The 18,230-nt window shown below is 72.9% G+C and carries 19 protein-coding genes; 7 read left to right on the top strand and 12 right to left on the bottom strand.

Going from position 1 to position 18,230, the window contains the following annotated elements; all coding sequences use genetic code 11:
- Positions 1–64: 64 nt before the first annotated feature.
- The 8 genes from AB0D28_RS07590 to AB0D28_RS07555 form a co-directional block, all read right to left on the bottom strand.
- A complete protein-coding gene (locus tag AB0D28_RS07590; RefSeq protein ID WP_357383319.1) occupies positions 65–1,171 on the bottom strand; it encodes a magnesium and cobalt transport protein CorA in 1,107 nt (368 codons plus the stop codon).
- Between the two features lie 58 nt (positions 1,172–1,229).
- Entirely contained in the window at positions 1,230–1,910 is a 681-nt protein-coding gene (locus AB0D28_RS07585; RefSeq protein ID WP_357383317.1) for a response regulator, read from the bottom strand.
- On the bottom strand, positions 1,907–4,453 hold the full coding sequence (locus tag AB0D28_RS07580; RefSeq protein WP_357383315.1) for a DUF4118 domain-containing protein: 2,547 nt from the start codon (positions 4,451–4,453) through the stop codon (positions 1,907–1,909). The genes AB0D28_RS07585 and AB0D28_RS07580 overlap by 4 nt, the downstream gene beginning before the upstream one ends.
- A gap of 80 nt (positions 4,454–4,533) precedes the next feature.
- Positions 4,534–5,415, bottom strand: coding sequence for a potassium-transporting ATPase subunit C (locus AB0D28_RS07575; RefSeq protein WP_357383313.1), 882 nt, complete (start codon positions 5,413–5,415; stop codon positions 4,534–4,536).
- Positions 5,415–7,598: a potassium-transporting ATPase subunit KdpB gene (gene kdpB / locus AB0D28_RS07570; protein WP_357383311.1), complete on the bottom strand. Its 2,184-nt coding sequence runs from the start codon at positions 7,596–7,598 to the stop codon at positions 5,415–5,417. Before kdpB ends, AB0D28_RS07575 begins: the two co-directional genes overlap by 1 nt.
- Positions 7,599–7,618: 20 nt before the next feature.
- Positions 7,619–9,274, bottom strand: coding sequence for a potassium-transporting ATPase subunit KdpA (gene kdpA / locus AB0D28_RS07565; RefSeq protein WP_357383309.1), 1,656 nt, complete (start codon positions 9,272–9,274; stop codon positions 7,619–7,621).
- Entirely contained in the window at positions 9,274–9,363 is a 90-nt protein-coding gene (gene kdpF, locus AB0D28_RS07560; RefSeq protein ID WP_036343797.1) for a K(+)-transporting ATPase subunit F, read from the bottom strand. The genes kdpA and kdpF overlap by 1 nt, the downstream gene beginning before the upstream one ends.
- A 313-nt stretch (positions 9,364–9,676) precedes the next feature.
- A complete protein-coding gene (locus AB0D28_RS07555; RefSeq protein WP_357383307.1) occupies positions 9,677–10,381 on the bottom strand; it encodes a GAF and ANTAR domain-containing protein in 705 nt (234 codons plus the stop codon).
- A gap of 198 nt (positions 10,382–10,579) precedes the next feature.
- Between AB0D28_RS07555 and AB0D28_RS07550 the strand changes: the two genes are divergently transcribed.
- On the top strand, positions 10,580–11,029 hold the full coding sequence (locus tag AB0D28_RS07550; protein ID WP_357383305.1) for an STAS domain-containing protein: 450 nt from the start codon (positions 10,580–10,582) through the stop codon (positions 11,027–11,029).
- A gap of 145 nt (positions 11,030–11,174) precedes the next feature.
- The gene (locus AB0D28_RS07545; RefSeq protein WP_357383303.1) at positions 11,175–11,885 is read left to right on the top strand and encodes a GAF and ANTAR domain-containing protein; all 711 of its coding nucleotides are present in this window, start codon (positions 11,175–11,177) and stop codon (positions 11,883–11,885) included.
- A gap of 8 nt (positions 11,886–11,893) precedes the next feature.
- Here AB0D28_RS07545 and AB0D28_RS07540 read toward each other — a convergent pair whose 3' ends face one another.
- Positions 11,894–12,112, bottom strand: a complete 219-nt coding sequence (locus tag AB0D28_RS07540; RefSeq protein ID WP_026267975.1) for a hypothetical protein — start codon at positions 12,110–12,112, stop codon at positions 11,894–11,896.
- Between the two features lie 84 nt (positions 12,113–12,196).
- Here AB0D28_RS07540 and AB0D28_RS07535 point away from each other — a divergent pair, with 84 nt between their 5' ends.
- Both AB0D28_RS07535 and AB0D28_RS07530 read left to right on the top strand, forming a co-directional pair.
- Positions 12,197–12,952 carry a class I SAM-dependent methyltransferase gene (locus tag AB0D28_RS07535; RefSeq protein WP_357383301.1) on the top strand — a complete coding sequence of 252 codons (756 nt, stop codon included), beginning with the start codon at positions 12,197–12,199 and terminating at the stop codon, positions 12,950–12,952.
- Positions 12,953–12,990: 38 nt separating this feature from the next.
- Positions 12,991–13,416: an ATP-binding protein gene (locus tag AB0D28_RS07530; protein ID WP_357383299.1), complete on the top strand. Its 426-nt coding sequence runs from the start codon at positions 12,991–12,993 to the stop codon at positions 13,414–13,416.
- Between the two features lie 13 nt (positions 13,417–13,429).
- On the opposite strand, the gene AB0D28_RS07525 is transcribed toward AB0D28_RS07530, so the two are convergent.
- The gene (locus tag AB0D28_RS07525) at positions 13,430–14,275 is read right to left on the bottom strand and encodes a DUF3152 domain-containing protein (protein ID WP_357383297.1); all 846 of its coding nucleotides are present in this window, start codon (positions 14,273–14,275) and stop codon (positions 13,430–13,432) included.
- 126 nt (positions 14,276–14,401) lie between these two features.
- Here AB0D28_RS07525 and AB0D28_RS07520 point away from each other — a divergent pair, with 126 nt between their 5' ends.
- The 3 genes from AB0D28_RS07520 to AB0D28_RS07510 all read left to right on the top strand — a co-directional run bounded on the left by AB0D28_RS07520 (position 14,402) and on the right by AB0D28_RS07510 (position 17,310).
- Positions 14,402–15,592, top strand: a complete 1,191-nt coding sequence (locus tag AB0D28_RS07520) for a DUF2786 domain-containing protein (protein WP_357383295.1) — start codon at positions 14,402–14,404, stop codon at positions 15,590–15,592.
- Between the two features lie 102 nt (positions 15,593–15,694).
- Entirely contained in the window at positions 15,695–16,054 is a 360-nt protein-coding gene (locus AB0D28_RS07515) for a YciI family protein (protein ID WP_357383568.1), read from the top strand.
- Positions 16,051–17,310 (top strand): sigma-70 family RNA polymerase sigma factor, encoded by a 1,260-nt coding sequence (locus AB0D28_RS07510; RefSeq protein ID WP_357383293.1) that lies wholly within the window; start codon positions 16,051–16,053, stop codon positions 17,308–17,310. Before AB0D28_RS07515 ends, AB0D28_RS07510 begins: the two co-directional genes overlap by 4 nt.
- A gap of 10 nt (positions 17,311–17,320) precedes the next feature.
- On the opposite strand, the gene AB0D28_RS07505 is transcribed toward AB0D28_RS07510, so the two are convergent.
- A complete protein-coding gene (locus AB0D28_RS07505) occupies positions 17,321–17,677 on the bottom strand; it encodes a hypothetical protein (protein ID WP_357383291.1) in 357 nt (118 codons plus the stop codon).
- A 118-nt stretch (positions 17,678–17,795) separates the two neighbouring features.
- Complete coding sequence (locus tag AB0D28_RS07500; protein WP_357383566.1) at positions 17,796–18,230, bottom strand: hypothetical protein; 435 nt, start codon at positions 18,228–18,230, stop codon at positions 17,796–17,798.

Genomic DNA, 18,230 nt, shown 5'->3' with positions numbered 1-18,230 from the left:
CAGGGGGTAGCCACCCGGACACTTTAGTGGATCACCGATGACCGGTGCTCCGGCCCGGCCCGGCTCACAGCCAGCCGCGGCGCTTGAACAGCAGATAGAGCGCGCCGCAGACGGCGAGCATCAGGACGATCGCGAACAGGTAGCCGTACCGCCAGCCCAGCTCCGGCATGTGGGTGAAGTTCATCCCGTAGACGGTGCCGATCAGGGTCGGCGCGAACAGGATCGCCGCCCACGCGGAGACCCGTTTGATCTCCTCGTTCTGCTCGAAGCTCGCCGCGGTCAGGCTGCGCATCTCCTCGTTCTGCGCCTGCGACACCAGCGTGGCGTTGACGGTGAGGATGTTCTGGAGCAGATGCCGGAACCCGTCCACCCGCTCCACCACCTGGGTCAGGTGGTCGGCCACGTCACGCAGCCGGCGGCGCAGTTCCTCGTCCGTGCCGTACCTGTCGAAGCCGTGTGTGAGCTCGTCCACGACCTTCAGCAGCGGCCGGGCGGCCCGCTGGAACTGGATCACCTCGCGGCTCAGCTCGTAGATGCGGCGGCTGGCGTTCGGGTCGCCGCCGAACACCTCGGTCTCGATCTCGTCGATGTCGTTCTCCAGCCCGGCCACCACCGGCGCGTAGCCGTCCACCACCCGGTCCAGCACGGCGTAGAGCACGGCTTCCGGGCCGAGCGCGAGCACCTCCGGCTCGGCCTCCAGCCGCCGCCGTACGCCGGCCAGGTCGGGCGTGCCGCCGTGCCGCACGGTGATCACGAAACCGGGGCCGAGGAACAGGTGCAGCTCGGCGAACTCGACCGCGTCCCGCGCGTCCAGGTAGCGGGCGGCGCGCAGCACCACGAACAGGGTGTCGCCGTAGCGTTCCAGCTTGGGACGCTGGTGGGCGTTGATCGCGTCCTCGACGGCCAGGTCGGGGAGCTGGAACTCGGCGGCCAGCGTGGCCACCTCCTCCCGGCCCGGCCGGCGCAGCCCGATCCAGGCCATCGCGTCGTCGAGCTGTTGCAGGCAGCGGAACGTGTCGGCGAGGCTGACCGGCGACGCCCGGCGTACGCCGCCGACGTAGACGCCGCTGTCGACCAGCCCGTCGGGGCGCTCCGGTTCGGCCACGCCGGCGTCGATGGCGTGCTCGTCCAGTTGCCGGCCGAACCCCTCCGAGGACCGGTTGTCCGCCATGCCCCTCCCCCGCCGCCCGACCGGCTCGCCGAATCCCCCGCCGGCGCCCGCGCAAACGTCAGGGGCGGTAGCGGTAGCCCATGCCCGGCTCGGTGATCAGGTGCCGGGGCCGGGCCGGGTCGTCCTCCAGCTTGCGCCGCAGCTGGGCCATGTACTGCCGCAGGTAGTTCGTCTCGTGGTGGTACTCCGGTCCCCACACGTCGTGCAGCAACTGGCGCTGGCTGACCAGCTTGCCCGGGTTGCGCAGCAGCTTCTCCAGCATCGCCCACTGGGTGGGGGTGAGCTTGACCTCGACGCCGTCGTCCCGGGTGACGGTCCGGTCGGCCAGGTCGACGGTGTGGCGGCCGATCCGCAGCGCGGGCACGGCGGGCGAGGCGGGGGCGAGCCGCCGGGTCACCGCGCGGATGCGGGCCAGCAGTTCGTCCACCCCGAACGGCTTCGTCACGTAGTCGTCGGCGCCCGCGTCGAGCGCGGCCACCTTGTCCTCGCTGCCGGCCCGGCCGGAGAGCACGATGATCGGCACACCGGTCCAGCCGCGCAGGCCCCGGATGACCTCGGTGCCGTCCAGGTCGGGCAGGCCGAGGTCGAGCACCACCAGGTCCGGCGGGTGCCCGGCGGCGGCCTTGAGCGCGGCGGCGCCGCTGTCGGCCACCTGCACGTCGTAGCCCCGGGCGCGCAGGTTGATCCGCAGGGCGCGCAGGATCTGCGGCTCGTCGTCGACGACCAGGATCCGGGTCATTCCCGCTGCCCCTCCGGCTGGCTGGCGGCCGGCAGCCGCAGCACCATGGTGAGACCGCCACCGGGCGTGGTCTCCGGGGTGATGCTGCCACCCATCGCCTCGGCCAGTCCCCGGGACAGCGCCAGCCCCAGACCCACCCCGGTCTGGTTGTCCCGGTCGCCGAGGCGCTGGAACGGCAGGAAGACGTGCTCCCACTGGTCCGCCGGGATGCCCGGCCCGGTGTCGATCACCCGCAGCTCGACCTGTCCGGCGTGCGCGCTGCCGGTGATCGCCGGCGGCCGCCCGGGCGGGCTGTGCCGCAGCGCGTTCGCCACGATGTTGACGAGCACCCGCTCCAGCAGGCCCGGGTCGGCCAGCGCCGCCGGCAGGTCGGCCGGGATGTCCGTGGTCACCTCGGCCGCCGCCGCACCCAGTTCGTCGAGCGCCAGGGGTACGGCGTCCTCCAGCCCGATCGCTGTGGCGCGCACGCCCAGCGCGCCGGCCTGCAACCGGCTCATGTCGAGCAGGTTCGCCACCAGCCGGCCCAGCCGGTCCAGCGACTCGTCGGCGGTGGCGAGCAGTTCCTCCCGGTCGTCCGCGTCGAACTCGACGTCGTGACTGCGCAGGCTGCTCACCGCCGCCTTGGCGGATGCCAGTGGCGTACGCAGGTCGTGACTGACCGCCGCGAGCAGCGCGGTCCGCATCCGGTCGGCGGCGGCCAGCGGGCGGGCGGTGGCGGCCTCCTCGGCCAGCCGTTCCTGGCGCAGCGCGACGGCGGCCTGCGCGGCGAACGCCTCGACCACCCGCCGGTCGGCCGCCTCCAGCCGCCGCCCGGCGAGCACCACGCTGAGCCGGTCGTCCACAGGCACCACCGTCTCCCCCGCGCTCGGGCTGCCAGGCGGCCGGTCGCCGACGCTCGCCACCACCCGCCAGGCGTCCGCCTCCCGGGCACGCGCCGGGCGGCCCCCGCCCTCGTCGGTCAGCTCCAGCACGCTCACCGCGCGCAGCCCGAACGTCTCCCGCAGCCGGTCCAGCAGCGCGGGCAACGGCCGCTCGCCGCGCAGCACGCTGCCCGCGACGGTGGCCAGCGTCTGCGCGTCGGCGGAGGCCCGGGCCGCCTCCCGGGTACGCCGGGCCGCCACGTCAACCACCCAGCTCACCGCGATGGCGACGCCGACGAACACACCCAGGGCGAGCAGGTTGTCCGCCTCGGCGATGGTGAGCGTCCGGTACGGCGGGGTGAAGAACCAGTTGAGCAGCAGCGAGCCGCCGAGCGCGGCGACCAGCGCCGGCCACAGCCCGCCGACCAGCGCCACGCCCACCACACCGGCGAGGAACAGCAGGATGTCGTTGGTCAGGGTGAGATCGGGCAGCGTCCGCAGCAGCAGCGTGAGCGCCGGCATGCCGAGCAGCGCGAGCGCGTACCCGATCAGCCGTCGCCGCCGGGACAGCGCGGCGGGCACCGCCGTGCCCCGGCGCCCGCGCCCCGCCTGCGGGTGGGTGACCAGGTGCACGTCGATCGGGCCGGACAGCGCGGTGGTGGTCACCCCCACGCCCCGCGCGAACACCTGCGCGAACCGGCCCCGGCGGCTCGCGCCGAGCACGAGCTGGGTGGCGTTGACACCCCGGGCGAAGTCGAGCAGCGCCGCCGGGATGTCGGTGCCGAGCACCTGGTGGTACGTGCCGCCCAAACTCTCCACCAGCACCCGCTGCCGGGCCAGCTGGGCCGGGTCGGCGCCGGCCAGCCCGTCGCTGCGCGCGACGTGCACGGCGAGCAGGTCGGCGCCCTTGCTGCGGGCGGCGATCCGGGCGGCCCGGCGGATCAGCGTCTCGCCCTCCGGGCCGCCGGTCAGCGCGACGACCACCCGTTCCCGCGCCTCCCAGGTGTCGGAGATGCCCTGCTGGGCGCGGTACGCGTCGAGCTGTTCGTCGACCTTGTCGGCCAGCCACAGCAGCGCCAGTTCGCGCAGCGCGGTGAGGTTGCCGACCCGGAAGTAGTTGCCCAGCGCGGCGTCGATCCTGTCGGGCCGGTAGATGTTGCCGTGCGCCATCCGGCGGCGCAGCGCCTCCGGCGTCATGTCCACCAGCTCGACCTGCTCGGCGGCCCGGACCACCTGGTCCGGCACGGTCTCCCGCTGGGTGGTGCCGGTGATCTGCGCGACCACGTCGTTCAGCGACTCCAGGTGCTGCACGTTGACGGTGGAGAGCACGCTGATCCCGGCGTCGAGCAACGCCCGCACGTCCTGCCAGCGCTTGTCGTGACGGGAGCCGGGCACGTTCGTGTGGGCCAGTTCGTCCACCACCACGACCTCGGGCCGCCGGGCCAGCACCGCGTCCAGGTCCATCTCGGTGAACTCGACGCCCCGGTAGGTCGTCGACCGGCGCGGCACCGTCTCCAGGTCGCCGATCATCTCGGCGGTGTGCCGGCGGCCGTGCGTCTCGACCAGGCCGATCACCACGTCGGTGCCGCGCTCGGCCCGGCGCTGGGCCTCCTCCAGCATCGCGTACGTCTTGCCGACGCCCGGGGCGGCCCCGAGATAGATCCGCAGTTCACCCCTGCCCACGCCCCCATCCTCCCTGAGCGCAAGGAAGGGCCCCCTGTTAACGCCTCGCGAGGTGAAGGGGGCCCTTCTTAACGCCTCCGTCAGCGCGCCGGGAACGCCTCGTCCAGCGCGAGGTTGAGTTCCAGCACGTTCACACCGGGCTCGCCCATGAAGCCCAGCGCCCGGCCGGTGGTGTGCTCGGCGACCAGCCGCCGTACCGCAGCCGGGTCCGCGCCGCGCTCCCGCGCCACCCGGGCCACCTGGATCTCCGCGTACGCCGGGGAGATGTGCGGGTCGAGGCCGCTGCCGCTGGCGGTGACCGCGTCGGCCGGCACGGCGGGCCGGGCCGGACCGTCCCCGCGTACCGGTGTGACGATGCCGCCCTCGGCCACGTAGTCGTGGCCGGGCCGGGCCGCCTCCACCGGCACGCCCTGCCACGTGGCGACGAACGGTGTGGCGGATGCGGCCTGGTTGACGCTCACCACGCGGGTGATCCGGCCGGTGAGACCGTCGGCGCGGAACACGGCGAGCACCGCGCCCACCCCGTCCGGCGTGCAGTACGGGCGCCGCCCGTCCACGCCGTCCAGTTCCCCGACCGCCTTGCTGCGGGCGCAGACCTGGGTGAGCAGGCTCTGCGCCGAGGTCTCCGGGTCGCCGGTGAGCGTGTCCACCACGCTCACCGGGCCGAGGTTGCCCGCCGCCGTCGAGGTCGGGTCGTAGCCGTCCCCGGCGGCCGACGGGCGGGACTGGAAGTAGCGCGGTACGGGGTTGCCGTCCGCGTCGGTGAACGACTGGCCGATCAGCGAGCTGCCGACGGTCCGTCCGCCGACGGTGCGCAGCGAGCCGTCGGCCCTGCCGTCGAGGCCGGGGAGCCGGCCCACGGCGACCAGGGAGAGCGGGTAGACCAGGCCGAGCAGCACGGTGAAGACGAGCACCGCGCGCAGGGCGGCCAGGTGCTGGGAGAGCCAACTGGGAAGGCGCATCACGAGATCCCCGGGACGAACTGGACGAGCAGGTCGATGAGCTTGATGCCGGCGAACGGCACCACGATGCCGCCGAGGCCGTAGAGCAGGAGGTTGCGGCGCAGCAACGTGGAGGCGCCGGCCGGGCGGTAGCGCACGCCGCGCAACGCCAGCGGGATCAACGCCACGATGACCACCGCGTTGAAGACGACTGCGGAGAGGATCGCCGACTCGGGGCTTTCCAGGCGCATGATGTTGAGCCGGTCCAGCGACGGGTAGATGCCGGCGAACATGGCCGGGATGATCGCGAAGTACTTCGCGATGTCGTTGGCGATGCTGAACGTCGTCAGCGCGCCCCGGGTGATCAGCAGTTGCTTGCCGATCTCCACGATCTCGATCAGCTTGGTCGGGTCGGAGTCGAGGTCGACCATGTTGCCGGCCTCCTTCGCGGCCGACGTGCCGGTGTTCATGGCGACGCCGACGTCCGCCTGGGCCAGCGCGGGCGCGTCGTTCGTGCCGTCGCCGGTCATCGCCACGAGCCGGCCCCCCTCCTGTTCCTTCTTGATCAGGGCGAGCTTGTCCTCCGGCGTGGCCTCGGCGAGGAAGTCGTCCACGCCCGCCTCGTCGGCGATCGCCTTCGCGGTACGCGGGTTGTCGCCGGTGATCATCACGGTCCGGATGCCCATCCGGCGCATCTCGTCGAAGCGCTCCCGCATCCCGGCCTTCACCACGTCCTTGAGGTGGATGACGCCGAGCGTCCGGGCCGGTTCCCCGGCGGTGTGCTCGGCCACCACGAGCGGCGTGCCGCCGCTGCCGCTGATCGCGTCGACCAGTTCGCCCACCTGCTCGGTCGGGTGGCCGCCGTTCTCGCGTACCCACTTCGTCACCGCGGCGGCGGCGCCCTTGCGGACGTGCCGGACGCCGCCGTCGGCGTCCAGGTCGACGCCGCTCATCCGGGTCTGCGCGGTGAACGGCACGAACGTGGCGTGCGGGATGAGGCCGGGCTCGCGCTCGCGCAGCCCGTACCCGTTCTTCGCCAGCACCACCACCGAGCGGCCCTCGGGGGTCTCGTCGGCCAGGCTGGACAGTTGCGCCGCGTCGGCGAGCGTGGCCGCGTCCACGCCGGTCACCGGCAGGAACTCGGCGGCCTGCCGGTTGCCGAGCGTGATCGTGCCGGTCTTGTCCAGCAGCAGCGTGCTGACGTCGCCGGCCGCCTCGACCGCCCGGCCGCTCATCGCCAGCACGTTGCGCTGCACGAGCCGGTCCATGCCGGCGATGCCGATCGCGGACAGCAACGCGCCGATGGTGGTCGGGATGAGACAGACAAGCAGCGACACGAGTACGACGCCGGTGACGCCGGAGTCGGTGATCGCGGCGGTGTCAGGCGCCGCGGCCTGGTAGCCCTTCGCGAAGATCGCCATGGGCTGGAGCGTGACGACGGCGAGCAGGAAGATGATCGTCAGCGCGGCCAGCAGGATGTTCAACGCGATCTCGTTCGGCGTCTTCTGCCGGTTGGCGCCCTCGACCAGCGCGATCATCCGGTCGATGAAGCTCTCGCCCGGCTTCTGGGTGATCCGGACGACGATCCGGTCGGAGAGCACCCGGGTGCCCCCGGTGACCGCGCTGCGGTCGCCGCCGGACTCCCGGATCACCGGGGCGGACTCGCCGGTGATCGCCGACTCGTCGACGCTGGCGATGCCCTCGACCACGTCGCCGTCGCCCGGGATGACCTGCCCGGCCTCGACCAGGACGACGTCGCCCTGCCGCAGTTGCGGCGCGGGCACCGCCTCGTCCCGGTACGCGTTCGCGGCGGCGCCCGGCGTCCAGCCGACGAGTCGCGTGGCGACGGTGTCCTGCTTGGCCCGGCGCAGCGTGTCGGCCTGCGCCTTGCCGCGTCCCTCGGCGACCGCCTCGGCCAGGTTCGCGAAGATCACGGTGAGCCAGAGCCAGACGGTGATCGAGACCGCGAAGACCGACGGGTCGGCCACCGCGAGCACAGTGGTGAACAGCGCGCCGATCTCCACGATCAGCATCACCGGGTTGCGCCACAGCGTGCGCGGGTCGAGTTTGCGCAGCGCGTCCGGCAGCGACGCGATCAACTGGCGAGGGTCGAGCAGCCCGCCGCCGACCCGGCGGCCCGGCGTGCCGGGGGCCGGTGTCTCGCCGAGGGCCGGCGCGTCGGCGGTCTGCACAGGTGCGGTCATGTCCTTGTCTCTCATGGTGGTCACAGCCCTTCGGCCAGCGGGCCGAGCGCGAGTGCGGGAAGGAAGGTGAGCGCGACGAGGACCACAGTGACGCCGACGACCATGCCGACGAACAACGGCCGGTGGGTCGGCAGGGTGCCCTCGGAGGCGGGTGTGGGCTGCTGGCGGGCCAGCGAGCCGGCGAGCGCGAGCACGAAGATGATCGGCAGGAACCGGCCGAGCAGCATGCACAGCCCGAGCGCGGTGTTCCACCACTGCGTGTTCACTGTGATGCCGGCGAACGCGGAGCCGTTGTTGTTGCTCGCCGAGGTGAACGCGTAGAGCACTTCGGACAGCCCGTGCGGCCCGACGTTGAGCGCTGTCGAGGCGTTGCCGGTGGCGAACGCGGCGGCGGTGCCGCAGAGCACCAGCGCCGGGGTGATCAGGAAGTACACCGAGGCGAACTTGATCTCGCGTGAGCCGATCTTCTTGCCCAGGTATTCCGGCGTGCGCCCGACCATCAGGCCGGCCACGAACACCGTGATCACCGCGAGGATCAGGAGCCCGTACAGGCCCGCGCCGACACCGCCGGGGGCGACCTCGCCGAGCATCATGTTCCCGAGCGTCATCATGCCGCCCAACGCGGTGTACGAGTCGTGGAACGAGTTGACGGCGCCGGTCGAGGTGAGCGTGGTGGCCGCCGCGAACGTGGCCGAGTTCGACACGTCGAAGCGCACCTCCTTGCCCTCCAGCGCCGCGCCGACCGCCTGCGGCACCGTGCCGTGGCCGGCCAGCTCGAACACGTTGGTGAGGGCGATGCTGGCGAGCGCGAGGATCGCCATCACGGCCGCAATGGCATAGCCCTGCCGCTTCTGCCCGACCATCCGGCCGAAGACCCGGGGCAGGCTGAACGGGATCACCAGGATCAGGAAGATCTCCAGCCAGTTCGTCCACGCGGTCGGGTTCTCGAACGGATGGGCGCTGTTGGCGTTGTAGAAGCCGCCGCCGTTGGTGCCCAGCTCCTTGATGACCTCCTGGCTCGCCACCGGCCCGCCGGTGATCGTCTGGGTGCCGCCGGTCAGCGTGGTGACGTCGGTGCCGCCGGAGAGGTTCTGCACCACGCCGCCGAGCATCAGCGCGAGCGCGCCGAGCACCGCGATCGGCAGCAGGATCCGCAGCGTGACCCGGGTCAGGTCGACCCAGAAGTTGCCCAGCTCGCCGGTGCGGCCGCGGGCGAAGCCCCGGACCAGCGCCACCGCGACGGCGATGCCGACGGCGGCCGAGACGAAGTTCTGCACCGCCAGGCCGGCCATCTGCACCAGGTGGCCCATCGTCGACTCACCCGAGTACCACTGCCAGTTCGTGTTCGTCACGAACGACACGGCGGTGTTCCAGGCGCCGTGCGGCACCACCGGGTCGAAGCCCAGCGAGAGCCACAGGTGGTTCTGCAGGCGCTGGAACGCGTACAGGAACAGCAGGGACACGGCCGAGAAGGCCAGCACCGAGCGGGCGTACACGCCCCAGGTCTGCTCGGCGGCCGGGTTGACCCCGACCAGGCGGTAGATCCCCCGCTCCATCCGGGACGACCGGGTTCCGGCGACCACCCGGTGCATGTGGTCGCCGAACGGCCGGTGCACGGCGACGAGCGCCACCACCAGCGACAGGACGAAGAGCACGCCGGCTGTCGTCGTGCTCATCAGAAGCGCTCCGGGAACAGCAGTGCGACGACCAGGAACACGCCCAGCCCGATCGCCAGCACCAGGCCGACGGCGTTGACGGCGCTCACAGCTTCTCCACGCCCCTCACCACGAGGGCGAGAGCCGCGAACAGCCCCACCGTCAGCATCACGAACAGCACGTCAGACACGGCTGATCTCTCCTAGCGGAAGATGTCCTCGCGACCGCCTCCCGGCCGCGCCGGCCAATCACAACGCCAGGTCCTGCGGTACGGACAGGGGCTTTGACGGGACCATCACGCGCGAGCGCGGTTTCTTGACGCGCTTTTCACGCCGCCTCCGGAGCCGGTGATCCCGGCCACCGGGTCGGACGCGGCGGCGATCCCCCGGAGGTGGCGGAACCCGGCGAGCGGTGAGGCGTGAGTCAGCGGGCGGCGGCGCGGGAGACGAGCGCCTCGGCCACCTCGCGCAGCTTGCGGTTGGAGTCCTGGGAGAGCTTCGCCAACAGCGTGAACGCCTCCTCGGCCGTGCAGCGCCGCTGGCCCATGATGATGCCCTTCGCCTGCTCGATCACGGCCCGGCTGCGCATCGCCTCCCGCATCTGCCGCGCCAGCGTCGCGGTGCTGTCGTAGAGGTGGGCGTTGGCGAGCGCGACCGCCGCGTACGCGGCGAACTCCTCCGCCAGCTCGATCGACGCCTTGTCGAAGGCGTGCGGGACGCTGCCGTGGATGTTCAGCGCTCCGGTGACCGCCTCCTGGATCGGCAGCCCGATCGACAGCGAGCTCCACACCCCCGCCGCGCGGGCCCGTGCGGCCCAGCCCGGCCAGCGCGGCTCGTCGGCCAGGTCGGGCAGGCAGAGGCTCACCGCGCTGACCGAGGCGTCCAGGCAGGGGCCGTCGTCGTGCGCGTACTGCCACTCGTCGAGGCTGCGGGCCAGGTCGCTGGTGTAGGCGATGGCCCGGTTCGCGCCGGCCTGCACCAGGGAGACGGAGACCTCGGCGCTGCCCGGGACCGCCCGGTTCGCCAGGTCGGCGACGCGCGCCAGGACGTCGTCGAGTGCCACCTCGTCGAGCCGGATCCGGCTCAGCTCCGCGAGCGCTTCACCGGGGTCGATACGGGGGGCTTCCATGCGGGGATCCTCTCCTGGCGGAGATCGTCGGCATCGGTCCGTTCCGCTGACGGTACCCGGGACGGCCGGATCGGAACGCGTCCCACGCTGCGTGCTCCACCCGGCCGACGTATGTTGGTAACGGGTCAAGACATGTGCCCTCCCGCTCGCCGCGCGTCTCGCCGGGGGCGTCCTCGAAACGCCGAGGTCGGAGGTGACATGTCGGGCGAACGGCCGGTCTTCGGCTGTCATCAGGTTCCCACGGCGTCCGGAGCGTTCCGGCCGGACGAGCCGATCATGTGGCTGAGCTGCGACATAGGGGCGGACGTGACCCGGATCGCGGTGGCCGGCGAGGTGGACCTCAGCAACGCGCACCTGCTCACCGAACTCGTGCGGACCGCCGTCGCGGCGTCCGCCCCGCTCGTGGTGATCGACCTGTCGGAGGTCACCTTCTTCGGCGCGTACGGCATCAGCGCGCTGGTGCTGGCGCGGCGGGTGCTCACCGAAAACGGCCGGCGGCTGGTCCTGTACCGGCCCTCCCCGGTGGCCCGTCGCGTCCTCGCCGTCACCGGCACGCTCGCCGCGTTCGAGGTCGTCGATCGACCGGCGCTACCGGCCGCCGGCGATCGGTCGGCACGTCCCGTCGTACCCACCCGCTCCGGGTCGTAGAGTTGTCCGGGTAGCCGACGTCCCGTCCGGGGCGTCACCAACGTGCGTCAAGAAGCGGCGCCGGTCCCGATCCATGCCGGAATCGGGGCGCTGGCCCGTCACCACGGGCCGATCCCCGCCGCTTCCCACAAGGACGTCACCGCTCATGCCGCAGGCCCACCCCGACCTCGCCGCTGCCTTGATCAGACTCGGTCGGATCAAGTACGACGAAGTCGACCTCGACGTGGTGTTGTCGACCATCGCCCAGGTCGCGAAGGACACCCTGCCCGGTACCGCCGAAGTCTCGGTCACCCTGGTGCAGGGCACGGAGGCGCACACCGCCGCGTACACCGGTGAGCTGGCGCTGACGCTCGACGAGTGGCAGTACGCGCAGGGCCGCGGCCCGTGCCTGGACGCGGCCACCACCGGCGCGGCGATGCTGGTGCCGGACATGGCGGCGGAGAGCCGCTGGCCGGAGTGGGCGGCCCGGGCGCACGAGGCGGGCGCGGCCAGCTCGCTGTCGATCGGCCTGCCCATCCAGGAGGCGATGGTCGGCGCGCTCAACATCTACGGCGCGTCCCCCGGCGTCCTGGACCAGCAGGTCGATCTCGCGCAGACGCTGGCCGGGTACGCCGCCATCGCGCTCGCGAACGTCCACCTCTACGAGAGCACGGCGACGTTGGCGCAGCAGATGCAGGAGGCGATGCAGAGCCGGGCCGTGATCGAGCAGGCGAAGGGCATCATCATGGGGCAGCGGCGCTGCTCGGCCGACGAGGCGTTCGCCATCCTGGCCCGGGTTTCGCAGGACTCCAACCGCAAGCTGCGGGAGGTCGCCGAGTCACTCGTCGACCGCGCCGTGCACGGCCCTCGTGACTGAGCGTGCGGTCAGCGCGGCATCGCCCGCCAGCCGGAACCGCTCGCACGCCACGCGCCGGCGAGGATGCTCGCCGAGCCGCGGCTCGGGCACTGCTGGATCTTGGATCGGCCGGATGCCCCACCGATCTGCGCCTGGACCTGCCACTGGCTTCCGTCAGTGCGGATGTAGACGTCACGCCGTCCGCGAGGGTTGCTGACGCCGTTCCACCAGTGTTCCTCGACCACCATGCCGTGACCGTACCCCAGGAGACCTGCAACGGCCCAGACGCAAATCGGTTGCCGCTGCCCGCCGTACGGCGGCACGCTGCCCGGATGACCTCACCGGACCTGCCGCGCCAGTTCACCATCCGCGAGGGCGACCTGCGCGTCCTCAACCCGTTCGACGAGGTCAAGCTGGCCACGCTGGGCCGCGCGATCCGACTGCGGCCCGGCGACGACCTGCTCGACCTGTGCAGCGGCAAGGGTGAACTGCTCTGCACGTGGGCCCGCGACCACGGGATCACCGGCACCGGGGTCGACATCAGCACCGTCTTCACCGCCGCCGCCCGGGAACGCGCCGCCGAACTGGGCGTGGCCGACCGGGTACGTTTCGTGCACGGCGACGCCGGGGCGTACACCCCGGAGCGGCAGGTCGACGTGGCCGCCTGCGTCGGCGCGACCTGGATCGGCGGCGGCGTGCCGGGCACGCTGGAGCTGCTCGGCCGCGCGTTGCGGCCCGGCGGCATGGCGCTCGTCGGCGAGCCCTACTGGCGGCGCGACCCGCCGGACGACGAGACGGTCACCGGCTCGCACGCCCGGTCCCGCGACGAGTTCCGCGACCTGCCCGGCCTGGTCGAGTCGTTCGGCGAGTGCGGCTGGGACCTGGTCGAGATGGTCCTCGCCGACCAGGACAGCTGGGACCGGTACGCCGCCGCGCACTGGCTGAACCTGCGCCGCTGGCTGGACGCCAACCCGGACGACGAACTGGCCCCGGAACTGCGGCGGGAGCTGACCGACGACCCGCTGCGCTACGTCCGCTTCCAGCGTGAACACATGGGGTGGGGCGTCTTCGCGCTTCTGCGGCGCTGACCTGCTTAACGAACGGCTACGCAGGGTAAAGCCAGATCATGGGACAGTTGCGCACCTCGCCGCCGCCGCCACAGGCCACTGAGCTGGAGCAGTGGGTGCTCGACAGTCCCGAGGATCTCCGTGAGCTGCGCGCCTCGCTGCGCGACGCGCTGAACCGGCACGGGCTGGTGCAGGGCGAGCACCTGGACGAGGTGCCGCATCTGGTGGTGCTCGTCGCCACCGAGCTGGCCAGCAACGCGCTGCGGCACGGCCGCCCGCCCACCATCGTCACGTTGCTCGCCACCGACGACCGGTTCCTGCTCGACGTGGCCGACCACGACGTGAGCTCGGTGCCGGAGCTGACCGACATCAGTCCGACGGACTCGGGCGGGCGGGGCCTGTTCCTGGCCCAGTCGGTCTCGCTCGACGTGGGCTGGTACGGCACCGACAAGACCAAGAACATCTGGGCCTCGTTCTCCCGGTGACGGCCCGGCCGGCTCAGTGATCCCCGGCCGGGATCGGGTCGTCGTACTGGCCGGGCGGCCCGGCCAGCGGTTCGCCGCCCACCAGCGGCCACGCGTTCGGGGTGCAGCCGTGCAGGCCGAGCGTCTGCTGCACCATGACCGGCGCCGGTCCGCCGCCCCGGGGGCAGCGCTCGTGGCCGCGGCCCAGCCGGTGACCGACCTCGTGGTTGAGCAGGTAGTGCCGGTAGAGGTCGAGATCGGTCACGTGCGGCACCCCGTACACCCAGCGGGCCACGTTGATCACGACCTGGTCGCCGTTGCGGCAGGACGTGTAGCGGTCGCTCGGGTCGTCGCAGAGCCGCCCCCGGGTCACCGGCGTGGTGAGCAGCACAGTGAAGTCGGCCGCGTCGTCGCGGCCCACCCGTTGCAGCCGCCACCGGCCGTCGCCGGTCCAGCCCCGGCGGTCGGCGAGGGTGGCCGCGACGTCCCGGGCGAAGCGTTCCACGTCCACGTTCCGGATGCCGTCCTCGACAGCGACCCGGTAACGCAGCAGCTCACCGGAGCGCCCGGCGATCGCGCCGGCCGTGCCTGCGGTGCGGAACGTGCCCGCGCCCCGGGCCGGGTAGACGATGGCGGGGGCCACCCGGCCGGCCGCCGGGACCGGCGCGACAGTCGGCGAGCGGCGGGCGTCCGGCGCGGGCGCGCTCGCCGCCGCCGACACGGTCGGCGCCTCGGTGCGGCCCAGCAGGTCCGGGTGCCGCGCGGCGTACCCGCCGGTGGCGAGCACGGCACCGACCAGGGCCACCGCCAGGATCCGCCCTGATCGCGACCTGCGCCGCCGGTGCAGCCCTCGCCCGTGCCCACCCACGTCGATCTCCATCCGTCGCGCCGCCCGCTCCGGGCAAGGGTACGGATGGCGGGCCCGGACGGTTGAACTGGTGGGCCGGGTACCGTCGGTGCCGGGGTGGGCGACCTGCCGCCTGTCGGAGTCCAGGGAGAGCCACCCGTGTCACCAGCCGAGCGACTGCTCGACGCCGCCGTCGCGACCACGCGCGGCACCGACGTACGCGCTGCCGAGCGAGCCCTCGACGGGCTCGTGGTGGCCGACGGCGCGGCGGTGGACGCGGCGCTGCTCGCCCGGCTGACGCGGGACGTCGGCCGGCTCTGGCCGCGTGGCTGGCAGCCCGCCGACCTGGACCGGCTCGCCATCCGGCGGCTCACCCCACGCGGCGCCCGGCTGCTGCGCGACGCGATGGCCGCGCAGCGGCGCACACTGCCCGCCCCGGTACCGGCCTGGTTCGACGAGCAGCTCGCCGAGACCGGCGCCCGCTGGGACGACGACGCGGGCTGGCTGGACCGGCGCGCCGACGGTGACCGGATCACCGCGCTGCGGGACGCGGTCGACGCGGTCGTGCTGGTGGCGGGTCTGCCGCCGATCGCGGCGCTCCGGCCGCCACCCGGCTCGGCCGGCACCGCACTCGCCGCCGCGACACCGAGCGGTTCCCGGATGCTCGACCGGGTACGCGCGCTGCTCGCCAAGGCCGAGTCGACCGGCTACCCGGCCGAGGCGGAGGCGTTCACCGCCAAGGCGCAGGAGCTGATGGCCCGGCACAGCATCGACGCGGCGCTGCTCGACGCCGGGGCCGAGCGGTCCGGCGCCCCGGGCGGGGTGCGGATCGGCGTCGACGCCCCGTACGCGGCCGCGAAGGCGCTGCTCATCCAGGAGGTGGCGGCGGCGAACCGGTGCGAGTCGGTCTGGTCCGACGACCTGGGTTTCGCCACAGTGCTCGGCTTCCCGGCCGACCTGGCGGCGGTCGAGCTGCTGCACACCTCGCTGCTCGTGCAGGCCACCGCCGCGATGCTGCGCGGCCGGGGCGAACGCGGCCGGGCCGGCGGGCGGCGCACCAAGGGTTACGACGAGTCGTTCCTCAACGCGTTCGCGCTGCGCATCGGCGACCGGCTGCGGGAGGCGAGCGCGGCGGCGGCGGACGAACTCGACGACGACCGGCTGCTGCCGGTGCTCGCGGCCCGCTCGGACGCCGTCCGGGAGCGGGTCGACCAGCTCTTTCCCGGCACCACCCGGCACCGGCTCCAGGTGCGCGACGAGCAGGGCTGGGTCTCCGGCACCAGCGCGGCGGACCGCGCCTCGCTCGACCCCGACCGCCCGGCACGCCGTCCGCTGCGTGGCGGCCGCTGAACTTCTCCCGGGGGATGATGTCAGATCGGGCGGAGCGGCTCCGACCCGTCTGCGAGGCGCCACCGCCGGTGGCCCCCACCCGAGGAGTGCACAGTGAAGTACATGCTGCTGATCTGGAACCGGCCCGGCTTCGTGGAGGAGCTGACCGAGGCGGAACGCACCGCGATCTTCGGTGAGGTCGACGAGATCATGAAGGAGCTGACCGAGTCCGGCGAGCTGGTCGGCGGCGAGGCGCTGGCCCACCCCTCGCAGACCCGCACGGCCCGCCCGGCCGCCGGTGGCGTCGAGATCACCGACGGGCCGTTCATGGAGAGCAAGGAGCAGTTCGCCGGCTATCTGACCGTCGACTGCGAGACCCCGGAACGAGCCGCCGAGATCGCCGCGCGCTGGCCGGACGTACGGCACGGCTTCGGCGTGCTGGAGGTGCGCGCGGTGATGGATCAGGCAGGGACGGAGATGTGACGGCACCTGCGGTCGAGGACCTGCTGCGTACGCTCGCGCCGCAGGTCCTCGGCGTGCTCGTCCGCCGCCACGGCCAGTTCTACGCCTGTGAGGACGCCGTCCAGGAGGCGCTGCTCGCCGCCGCCGTGCAGTGGCCGGCACAGGGCCTGCCCGACCGTCCCCGCTCCTGGCTGGTCACCGTCGCCACGCGTCGGCTCACCGACGAGTGGCGCAGCGAGCACGCCCGCCGGGAACGCGAGGTGGCGGTGGCGGTGCGGCAGCCGGCGTACGCCACTGTCGCCCCGCCCGCCGACGAGGAGCCGCCGGGCGCCGACGACACGGTGCGGCTGCTGTTCCTCTGCTGCCATCCGGCGTTGCCGGTGAGCGGGCAGGTGGCGCTCACGCTACGCGCCGTGGGTGGACTGAGCACCGCCGAGATCGCCCGCGCGTACCTGGTGCCGGAGGCGACGATGAGCCAGCGGATCCGCCGTGCGAAGCAGCGGATCGAGGCGGCCGGCGCCCGCTTCACGCTGCCGTCACCGGCCGACCGCGACGATCGGCTCGCCGCCGTGCTGCGCGTGCTCTACCTGATCTTCAACGAGGGTTACACCGCCTCCAGCGGCGAGGCGCTGCACCGGGCCGAGCTGACCGCCGAGGCGATCCGGCTGACCCGGGAGCTGCGCCGGCTGCTCCCGGACGACGGCGAGGTGGCCGGGTTGCTGGCACTGATGCTGCTCACCGACGCGCACCGGGCCGCCCGTACCGGGCCGGACGGCGAACTGGTGCCGCTGGCCGAGCAGGACCGCACCCGCTGGGACCGGGACGCCGTCGCGGAGGGGGTGGCGCTGGTGACCGAAGCGCTCACCTGGTCGGCGCCCGGCGCGTACCAGGTGCAGGCGGCGATCGCCGCTGTCCACGCGGAGGCGCCCACCGCCGGGGACACCGACTGGCGGCAGATCGTCGCGCTCTACCGGGTGCTGGCCCGGGTCGCGCCGAACCCGATGGTCACGCTCAACCAGGCGGTCGCGGTGGCCATGGTGGACGGGCCGCGTGCCGGGCTGGCGCTGCTGGCAACGCTCGACGCCGACGGCCGGACCTCGGGCCACCACCGGCTCACCGCCGTCCGCGCGCACCTGCTCGACATGGCCGGCGACCGCGCGGAGGCGCGGGCCGCCTACCTGGCCGCCGCGCGGGCCACCACGAGCCTGCCGGAGCGGCGTCATCTTGAGGTACGCGCGGCGCGCCTGGCCGACGACAGCGCAGTCCGGCCGGGCTGACCGGCGTCGATCAGAACAACCGTCCCCGGTACGGATGCGGCCGGCCCCACCGCTCCTCCCACTGGAGCAGTTCCGCCTGCCACCAGGGAAGATCCGGGCGATATTCGCGGATCAGGTCGGCGTGCTCCGGCCTGTCGACCAGGAAGCCCCAGTACCGCTCGACCGCATCGCGAACCTCCGGAACGGAATACTCGCCGTGCTGGGACTTGAGCACCTGGTTCTGGAACCTGATGCGACAGCCGTCCACCTGGACGTCGAAACCTTCGCTGTCCCACTCCTCGCCGGGAACCCCGCCGTTCGACGCGTCGTCGACCAGGGCCAACGCGGCAAGGCAGGCGTTGAAGGAGACCGAGATCTCGGTGATCAACCACGCTCCCAACGCCTCGTACCGTGCGTCGTCCGCGTGATAGAGCGGTAACCGGAACTCGTCGTCGGAGAACGCGAGCGGACTCACGGCAGCGGCCGAGCCGTCCCGACCCGCCTGCTCAGAACAACCGTCCCCGGTCCGGGTGCGGCCGGCCCCACTTCTCCTCCCAGCGCAGCAACGCCGCTTCCCAATGCGGCAGGTCGGGGTGGAACTCCCGCACCACGTGCGGATTGTCGGGGCTGTTGCGCAGGAACGCCCAGTACTGTTCCAGCGCCTCTCGGAACTCCGGGAGCGGGTACCGGCCGTGCTCGCTGTCGACCCACTGGTTGCTGATGGAGACGCCCCCCGGCTCGAAGGTCACCTCGTAGTTATCGCTGCTCCACTCCTCGAACGGCGGCCGGCCCTGAGCCACGTCCGCCAGCATGGCCAACGCGTCCAGGGCGACCAGGGCATGGGTGGAGATGTCGGTGGTGAGCCATGAGCCCAGCGCGTCGAAGCGCTTGTCGCCGGCCTGAAAGACCGGGAGTCCGAACTGATCGTATGCGAACCGCAT

The organism is Micromonospora sp. NPDC048169, from assembly GCF_040652815.1.
In the GTDB taxonomy this organism is placed as follows: domain Bacteria; phylum Actinomycetota; class Actinomycetes; order Mycobacteriales; family Micromonosporaceae; genus Micromonospora.
Note: the sequence above shows the minus strand (reverse complement) of the source record. Positions and strands in the feature narration are given on the sequence as shown.